Source organism: Dolichospermum sp. UHCC 0352 (assembly GCF_009711925.1).
Classification (GTDB): domain Bacteria; phylum Cyanobacteriota; class Cyanobacteriia; order Cyanobacteriales; family Nostocaceae; genus Dolichospermum; species Dolichospermum lemmermannii.
On record NZ_VIKY01000260.1, the window covers coordinates 1 to 8,310 of the forward strand.

Below are 8,310 nucleotides of genomic sequence, written 5' to 3' on the forward strand. Positions count from 1 at the left end.
GTGTGAGCCTTCTTGCTGTTTAAGGTAAAGCTCCCCAGTTTTATTAACCGGGGAGCTAAAATTTTTTAGTTCACCACAACGCCGTTTTACCTAAGTTTATGACCTGGTTAAACCAGGTGGGAACTGAGGGTTCTCATTTAAAGTTTCTGGGTACAAGCCCAGTATACTGCCACGAGAATTGTTTAGCTCCCTTGTTGTTAAAGACATAGATCAAAAAACTTGACGGCAGTCACCAATCGTCGTAGTGCAACTAACTCATTATAGCTTTGAAAAATAGTTTGTGTGTTTATTTTGGGAAAATTTTGGCAAATTTCTACTGGGGATACCAGATAGATTCAATTTTGTGTATAATGTCCTCTACTCCATTAGTGTGATCTTGATCTAATAAAACGGTGATATGTCCTAGCTTCCTTCCTGGACGAGCTTCTGTTTTTCCGTACCAATGAACAGTAGCCTGGGGAATATTTGCTAATTGTTGACGTTGTTTTTGGTAGTCACAATGGCTGTTTTCATATCCTAGCAAATTAACCATCACGGCACTAGCACAATGTAATCTAGTATTGCCTAATGGTAAACCACACACTGCTCTCAGGTGTTGTTCAAATTGGGAAGTTTCACAAGCATCCAGGGAAAAATGCCCAGAGTTATGGGTACGTGGTGCTATTTCATTAATTAAGATTTTACCTTGGGCGGTGAGAAATAATTCAATGCCACAGACTCCTATATATTGGAGGCTAGTTAATAGTTTATGGGCGATCGCTTCAATTTGCAAACTTTGCTCTTGGGTGATTTGAGCGGGGGCAATTACCCACCGACAAACCTGTTCTTTCTGGAGAGTTTCTACCGCTGGATAGATGACAATTTCCCCATTTACAGAACGGGCGGCAATTATAGCCAGTTCTTTGGTAAAAGGCACAAATTCTTCGACTAAAAACTGGCTATGAGTTTGATTAACTATTTTTGATAAAGTTGCAAAATCGGGAATGATAAAAGTTCCTTGACCATCATATCCATGTCTTCTGGCTTTGAGAACCACAGGAAAACCCAAATTTTCAATTTGAGATTCTAGCTTTTTTTCCCCTGATAATGCCAAAAACTGGGGAACTGGTAAACCTAAATCCCGTAAATAGCACCGTTGCTCATATTTATCTAACAGGGGTGCTAAAGCTGCTAGTTGAGGATGAAAACAAACACCCTGTTTTTCTAGCAGTGATAAAGCCGCAAGGTTAACAAATTCATTTTCAAAGGTAACGATATCACACTTTGTCGCTAAAATTTCTGTGGCAGCGGCATCATCAACTGCGGCAAAAATGCTATGTTGGGCAACAGATACGGCTGGATCATTGGGACTAGGAGTTTGGACTATTAATTCTACTCCCAGCTTATCTGCTGCATCTTTCATCATCCAAGCCAGTTGTCCACCACCAATTATACCAAGTTTCATTGACATCCTAAGGACTCACGAGTTTCTACACCAGTTTGAGAATTTACACCACTGGCTTTTTGACATAGCTCTTTAATTTGCGCTTTATCTAAAATTGCGTCCGTAAAATCTGCACCTGTGATATTAACATCTGTAAAGACGGTGCGGAGTAAAAGAGCTTCGATTAAAACGGCATTACTTAAATCAGCGCCTATTAATTTTACCTCATTCACCATCGCATTGGTTAAATCTGCTCCATGTAAATTTGCTTTTGTCATGACTGAAGCACTGAAAACTGTTCCTCGTAAGTCCGCACCTGTAAAGTTAGCCATTTCTAAGTTAGCGTTAGAAAATTCCGCAGCTTGTAAACTTTGTCCCGAAAAATCTTGTCTCGACAATTCGGCATTGCTATATGATAAAGGATGAGTCCAATCTGCTGATGCTGGCTGTGCAACGCACCAAACCATAATTCCCAAAATCCATCCTAAGCTCTTTTGCCAAAACATAGTTGATGAGTCCAAATTGATACTGGATAAGTTAAGTTTTGCATAAACGTTAATATTTTGTAATAACGCTTTTGGTAATTACTCCCTTTTTTAAATTTTAACTGTTGCTGATTCTGGAAAAAAATGGCATTATTGCTCCAGCAGGATTTTACTATTTACAATAATTCATTAAGTTTGATTACAAGTAAAGTTTGTTATCTTTTAAAGTCTAGTAGTCAGGACAACTGATAATCTGTTAGTTATGGTGATGGCTGTGGAAACAGGATTGTTAATATGTATAAAATAATTTGATAAACCTTTAAAACAATGAACTAAAAGTTATAGCGATATGTACTTGAATAAGGGAAAAAAGTCCCTAAAAAAGCCAGATAACACAAGATTTTTCCTGCTGACTGCTGCTATATCTGACTAAGATCTTTAAGTTATTAAAATTGACAAACTGCACACATTAACAAAGGAAATTGGTATTTATATGATAAATCATTACTCTATTCAATGGATTGAAGCATGGTGCTTAGAAAATGGCTGGACAGATTTATTTGTTGAGAGACGTGGTAACTATTGGGCGTTTCCTCCTGGTGGAGTCATGCCAGAACCAATCCCAATGAATGTGTTAAGAGTAATTAAAGAGAAAAATGGTTTAACTAATCAGGAAATGTATTGGGCTTGTGCTGCCATCTCTACCACTATCCTAGCAGTGATTTACACTTTTTGGTTTAAATGTCCGATTCCCTTAGTTTTATCTTTTGCATTTAATGCTGTAACTGTGGCACAATTTGAACCAGAGGATGTCTAGATTTTTAAAAGCTGTCGCGCACTTAAATTGTATAATTTGGAGGCAGAAACCCGCCTATAGCCTAGATCAGGTTCAAAAACTAGATGCGTGACAGCTTACTTGCCACAAGAGAAGCGATCGCCTAAAATTAGATACAGGGGTAATCTAATTTCCAAAAAATTCAGTGATTAAAAAACATTGGCTATTATTGAGTTTATTTTTCATCTTCCTATTAACCTTTCAGCAAGCATTAGCCAAGAATAATTTACAGTTAAGAGTTAACCGCTACTTAGAAGTACGTAGCATTTTTGGTAATGTTATTTATGGAAATCAACAAACTTCCCAACCTGCCAATGTCGGCACAAAGTTGCAAAAGGTTGGTGATAGCATTGGTACAGGAAAGAATTCTCGGACGATGTTAGCATTAGATACAGAAATTGCTTTTGTGGAAGTGGCAGAAAATACAAAACTGCAAATTCAAAAACTGCATAGCACTAGTAATAATGGAAAAGTCACAGAGTTGCTGCTAACTGGTGGACAGGTGCGTTTAAAAGTACGTCCTTTGAACAATCGAGAATCTAGACTAGAAATTAAAACTCCAGCAGGGATTACAGGAGTCAGAGGTACAGAATTTGGTGTTAGTGTCCAACCTAGTGGGAAAACAGGGGTAGCAACTTTAAAAGGCCAGGTGGTAACATCTGCTCAAGGTAAAACTGTATCTGTAAATAAAGGTTTTCAAAGCTTTGTAATTCCAGGAAAACCACCTTCACCTCCAGTGCGTTTACGAGATGATACTAGTTTGCAAATAAAAATCCTGGCAGATATGGGCAATCAACAGGCAAAAATTGCAGGTAAAGTAGATCCTGTGAATTTAGTTATTTTAGCGAATGAATCATTAATAACCAATCAGAATGGAGAGTTTGAGGTGATAACAGCCCTTCCTAATAATCGAAAAATTGCAGTTAGTATCACAACACCTTTAGGAAAAAAGCAAAAGTATGAATTAGCTGTTCCTTAATAAAAGTAAGAACTGAAAATGTATGATCATGTTCACAGAAATCCAGCGGTTATTTGGGAAATTGTTTCCTGGTTTTATAGCCATGTTGATAGTTATTTGTTTCCTGTTACTGGGAATTTTTCAACCTTTAGAATGGATAACATATAACACCCTATTCCGACTAAGGGGAAATATTGACTGGAATCAGCAGATAGTAGTAGTGACAATAGATAACAAAAGTTTGGCAGAGTTTAAACAATTTCCCTGGCCACGGACAAGATATATAGAGCTATTAAATGTACTCGATACAGCCCAGCCAAATGTAGTTGTCTTCGATATTATTTTTTCTGAGTCTAGCCCCGATGATACGGCTCTGGCAAAGGCTATGAAACAACATGGTAAGGTGGTATTGGCAGAGGCTTGGGATACTCAAGGAGAACCTTGGTTTCCTGTCCCTGAACTAGAACAGGCCGCAATAACTACAGGACATATATTCAGTCAGAAAGATGGAGATGGTATAATCCGTAATGTACAGCCACTAAAAAATGGTATTTCTTTATTAGGAATTGCGGCTATCCGGGCTTATGGAACTTTTATGGAAATACCCCCTTTGCCTAATTTAGAGCAGCCATTATGGATTAACTGGCCTAGTCAGGTTCAGCAAATGCCTCACTATTCCTTTAGTGATGTAGTGCAGGGGAAAGTATCAGCCGATTTATTTAAAAATAAAATTGTTTTAGTAGGAGTTACTGCTCCTGGTATTGATGTTTTAGTCACGCCCTTTAATTATGATCCACCCACGGGCGGAGTTTACTTACAAGCAACTTTTATTAATAATGTATTTCAAAATAATTTTCTCGATCTTTTTCCTTCTGGGGCATGGATAATATTATTACTATTGGCAGGTCCAGTCTGGGGTTTAGTAATTGTTCGTTGGCATTCTAGGAAAAAATTAGGATTCTGTATAGGGCTATGTGTACTCTGGGAAATTTTCAGTTTGCTCATGCTAAAAATCAATTATTGGCTACCTGTGGCTGCACCAATAACTTTATTAGGAATGACAACTGGAATTGTAATTTGGCAAGATGATCTGAACCTTAAAGCCGAAAATCAAACTCTCTACCGTCTGGCTAATTACGACAGCCTCACGCAAATTCCTAATCGTCGCCGATTTGATGAATATTTGCAGCAAGAGTGGGGACGCATGGCTAGGGACAAATCTGCACTCTCCCTGATTTTGTGTGATGTAGATTTTTTTAAACGATATAACGATACTTACGGACATCAAGCGGGAGATAGTTGTTTACAAAAAGTGGCTTTTGCCATGAGTCAAGCTATTAAAAGACCTAGTGATTTAGTAGCGCGATATGGAGGAGAAGAATTTGTAGTAATTTTACCAAATACAAATGCAGAAGGTGCAATAATTGTCGCCGAAGAAATCCGTGATCAAGTGAAAATATTGGCAATTTTGCATTCAGCTTCTGAGGTAAGTCAATATGTTACGGTCAGTTTAGGAGTTACTACTTTAATTCCTACTGCTGATATTCCGGCTGCATTCTTCATTAAAACAGCAGACGAAGCACTTTATCGTGCCAAAAAAGAAGGACGCGATCGCTTTCGGATCATTACTTCTAAAGATTTAGGTATAAATTAATAGTAATTTTGATATTACTGGTGAATTATCAAGTAATCAGATGGCTCATCTGGATAATACAGAAATATTTGAGTCTTAAGTAATAACAAATTTTGATTTTATTAATAGAAATACGACATAAGATTAACCAATTTTTAACCATTTCCTAGTTGTTTATTAATGTTGCTGGGATAAGTTGATAATTCTTTATTTGGACAAGTCTAATGGTTTATGCTGCCTTTAATGCGGACATAATCACAGCAGCCAATTTTTATAAATTCTCACGCAATCCCATGGCTATTTTACTGTGTTTTTCGATTTGTCCCATCACCTGTTTTGCCCGTTGAATTACCACTGTGGGTAAACCTGCTAACCTTCCTGCTTCTATTCCATAGGATTTATCAGCACCACCGGGTTGAACTTGATGTAAAAAGATAATTTGGTCTGGTAATTCTTTAACTGTAACTTGATAATTTGCCACATTTGAAATAATAGTAGCCAATTCATTTAACTCATGATAATGAGTAGCAAAAATCGTGCGAGATTTAATCTCAACTGCTAAATATTCTGCTACAGCCCAAGCAATTGAAAGACCATCAAAAGTTGCTGTCCCGCGACCAATTTCATCTAACAAAACCAAAGATCTCAAAGTTGCATGATTGAGAATATTGGCAGTTTCATTCATTTCCACCATAAACGTAGATTGACCTGTGGCTAAATCATCTACAGCCCCAACACGGGTAAAAATGCGATCGCACACTCCCAATTTAGCAGACCGCGCCGGCACAAAACTACCCACCTGCGCCATTAACTGAATTAAACCAACTTGACGCAAATAACAACTCTTACCACTCGCATTTGGACCGGTTAAAATCACTAAATCAGGGGAAGATAAATTCTTCTTTTCCTCTTCCTTCGCTTCCTTCGCTCCTTCGTGGTTCATTTCCTTCCCCCCTAAGCAAGTCGAATTAGGGACAAAAAATCCAGCAGGTAAAGACTGTTCCACCACCGGGTGACGACCATCAATCACGTTAATCTCGCGTCCTGTAAGCATTTCTGGACGACAATAACCTTGATGTACGGCTAATTCCGCCAAACCACATAATACATCTGACGCAGCTACGGCACGGGCAATATTACGGATGATTTCGGCATGAGAACCCACTTCATCCCGTAATGCGTCAAAAATCTGATATTCCAACTGATTTAAATCATCTCGCGCTGTGAGAATTCGGGCTTCTCGTTCTTTCAAATCAGGAGTAATGTAACGTTCCTCATTTGTCAGAGTTTGCTTACGAATGTAATTATCGGGAACTTGGTCAGATTTATTGCGGGAAATACTGATATAATAACCAAAAGTTTTATTAAATCCTACCTTCAAAGTGGGGATTCCCGTTCTTGTTCTTTCGTCAACTTCTAAGTTGGCAATCCATTGTTGATCACTTTCGACTGTAGCCTTTCTTTCATCTAAAAGCGGATTGATTCCCGCCCGAATTAAACCGCCTTCTTTTAGATGAGTCGGTGGTGATTCTACGATGTGAGCGTGTAATTTTTCTGCTAGTTCTTCGAGGCTGGGCGGGACTTTTTGCAAAGCTTTTAAGAAAGGTGATCTCGCATCTTCTACCAAGCGAGATAATTCTGGTAAACGGGAGAAAGAATCAGCTAAGGCGACTAAATCCCGTGCATTTGCTCTACCAGAAGCGGCTCTGACTGTTAAACGTTCTAAATCATAAATTTGCTTGAGTAAATGGCGTAGATCTTGGCGTAAAGGTGTATTTTCTACTAATTCTTGAATGGTATCTTGGCGGGATTTAATCCCTTTAATCTCCAGTAGCGGTTGTAACAACCATCTTCTTAAAGCCCGGCTGCCCATGGCGGTGCTAGTTCGATCTAAAGCCCATAATAGAGAACCGTGAAATGTGCCGTCGCGGACGGTTTGGGTAATTTCTAGGTTACGGCGGGTTTGATGATCTACTATTAAATAATCATTTAATGTATATGTGCGTAATAATTGCAGGGAGACGGGATTGGCTTTTTGTGTGTCTTCGATGTATTCTAAAAGACCACCAGCGGCGCGAACTGCCAGGGGGAGATGTTCGCAACCCAAACCTTCGAGCGATCGCACTTTGAATTTCTGCAATAATTTACTTCTAGCTTCTGCTTGGGAAAAGGGGACTTGCGATCGCAAACTATAACAAAATGTAGGTGGTAGACATTGGGGCAAAGAGGGTGAAGTTTCCCCTGGGCGCAGTAAACTACCTAAATCGGGGGCGTTAGTGGGAAACAGGACTTCGGAAGGTTGTAAACGCATTAACTCCTGAGTTAAGTGTTCTAAATCACTACCTTGAGATGTGAGAAATTCCCCTGTTGAGATATCTGCGTAGGCTAACCCCCAATGATTGACAGCAATTACCACAGCCGCTATGTAATTATTCCGACTGGCTTTGAGCATTCCCTCTTCTAGCAAAGTCCCTGGTGTAAGAATGCGTGTTACTTCTCGCTTTACCAAACCAATGGCATCCGCCGAATCTTCTACTTGGTCGCAAATTACCACAGCATAACCTTTTTCTACCAGTTGGGTTGTGTAGCGTTCCCAAGCGTGATGAGGTACACCTGTCATGGCAACGCGACCGACTTCCCCACCGTGTTTACTAGTTAAGACTAATTCTAATTCTCTGGAGACGGTTACAGCGTCTTGGAAAAAAGTTTCAAAAAAATCGCCTACTCTGTACAGCAGCAACGCATGAGGATACTTATCCTTGACTTCTACATAATGCTGATACATCTTACTCAGCTTGCTGCGGTCTTCTACCAGATTTGTATCAGTAAGTGATTTGTTGGGTTGATTGGGTTCTGGTGTGGAAGTCGTCATAAGACCTTGCGGTAAGTGGGAAACGAGCGAGTTTTTAGACCTGAGAGGGAAGCGACACGGGCGGTTTTAACCGCTTTGAATATTTTTTCATTACCGCCTTGGAG

Annotated in this window: 6 protein-coding genes and 1 other RNA gene; 3 read left to right on the top strand and 4 right to left on the bottom strand. The window is 39.3% G+C overall.

Annotation, left to right across the window (positions count from 1 at the left end):
* Positions 1 to 66: 66 nt before the first annotated feature.
* The 3 genes from ssrS to FJR06_RS18570 all read right to left on the bottom strand — a co-directional run bounded on the left by ssrS (position 67) and on the right by FJR06_RS18570 (position 1,929).
* A non-coding RNA gene (gene ssrS / locus FJR06_RS18560) (6S RNA) lies at positions 67 to 251 on the bottom strand.
* A 62-nt stretch (positions 252 to 313) separates the two neighbouring features.
* Positions 314 to 1,450 (bottom strand): 5-(carboxyamino)imidazole ribonucleotide synthase, encoded by a 1,137-nt coding sequence (locus tag FJR06_RS18565; RefSeq protein ID WP_041458589.1) that lies wholly within the window; start codon positions 1,448 to 1,450, stop codon positions 314 to 316.
* The gene (locus FJR06_RS18570; RefSeq protein WP_168652006.1) at positions 1,441 to 1,929 is read right to left on the bottom strand and encodes a pentapeptide repeat-containing protein; all 489 of its coding nucleotides are present in this window, start codon (positions 1,927 to 1,929) and stop codon (positions 1,441 to 1,443) included. Before FJR06_RS18570 ends, FJR06_RS18565 begins: the two co-directional genes overlap by 10 nt.
* Before the next feature lie 472 nt (positions 1,930 to 2,401).
* Between FJR06_RS18570 and FJR06_RS18575 the strand changes: the two genes are divergently transcribed.
* From FJR06_RS18575 to FJR06_RS18585, 3 genes are all read left to right on the top strand, one after another.
* The gene (locus tag FJR06_RS18575) at positions 2,402 to 2,725 is read left to right on the top strand and encodes a hypothetical protein (RefSeq protein WP_015083442.1); all 324 of its coding nucleotides are present in this window, start codon (positions 2,402 to 2,404) and stop codon (positions 2,723 to 2,725) included.
* Positions 2,726 to 2,888: 163 nt separating this feature from the next.
* Positions 2,889 to 3,722 (top strand): FecR domain-containing protein, encoded by an 834-nt coding sequence (locus FJR06_RS18580; RefSeq protein ID WP_148279141.1) that lies wholly within the window; start codon positions 2,889 to 2,891, stop codon positions 3,720 to 3,722.
* 28 nt (positions 3,723 to 3,750) lie between these two features.
* Positions 3,751 to 5,355 (top strand): diguanylate cyclase domain-containing protein, encoded by a 1,605-nt coding sequence (locus tag FJR06_RS18585; protein ID WP_254434066.1) that lies wholly within the window; start codon positions 3,751 to 3,753, stop codon positions 5,353 to 5,355.
* A 250-nt stretch (positions 5,356 to 5,605) separates the two neighbouring features.
* Here FJR06_RS18585 and mutS read toward each other — a convergent pair whose 3' ends face one another.
* Complete coding sequence (mutS, locus tag FJR06_RS18590) at positions 5,606 to 8,206, bottom strand: DNA mismatch repair protein MutS (RefSeq protein WP_168652008.1); 2,601 nt, start codon at positions 8,204 to 8,206, stop codon at positions 5,606 to 5,608.
* Positions 8,207 to 8,310: the final 104 nt, after the last annotated feature.

Bases quoted from the DNA above. Each gene is read 5' to 3' on its own strand.
- mutS (WP_168652008.1), bottom strand. From the start codon at position 8,206: ATGACGACTTCCACACCAGAACCCAATCAACCCAACAAATCACTTACT.
- FJR06_RS18575 (WP_015083442.1), top strand. From the start codon at position 2,402: ATGATAAATCATTACTCTATTCAATGGATTGAAGCATGGTGCTTAGAA.
- FJR06_RS18565 (WP_041458589.1), bottom strand. From the start codon at position 1,450: ATGTCAATGAAACTTGGTATAATTGGTGGTGGACAACTGGCTTGGATG.
- FJR06_RS18585 (WP_254434066.1), top strand. From the start codon at position 3,751: ATGTTCACAGAAATCCAGCGGTTATTTGGGAAATTGTTTCCTGGTTTT.
- FJR06_RS18570 (WP_168652006.1), bottom strand. From the start codon at position 1,929: ATGTTTTGGCAAAAGAGCTTAGGATGGATTTTGGGAATTATGGTTTGG.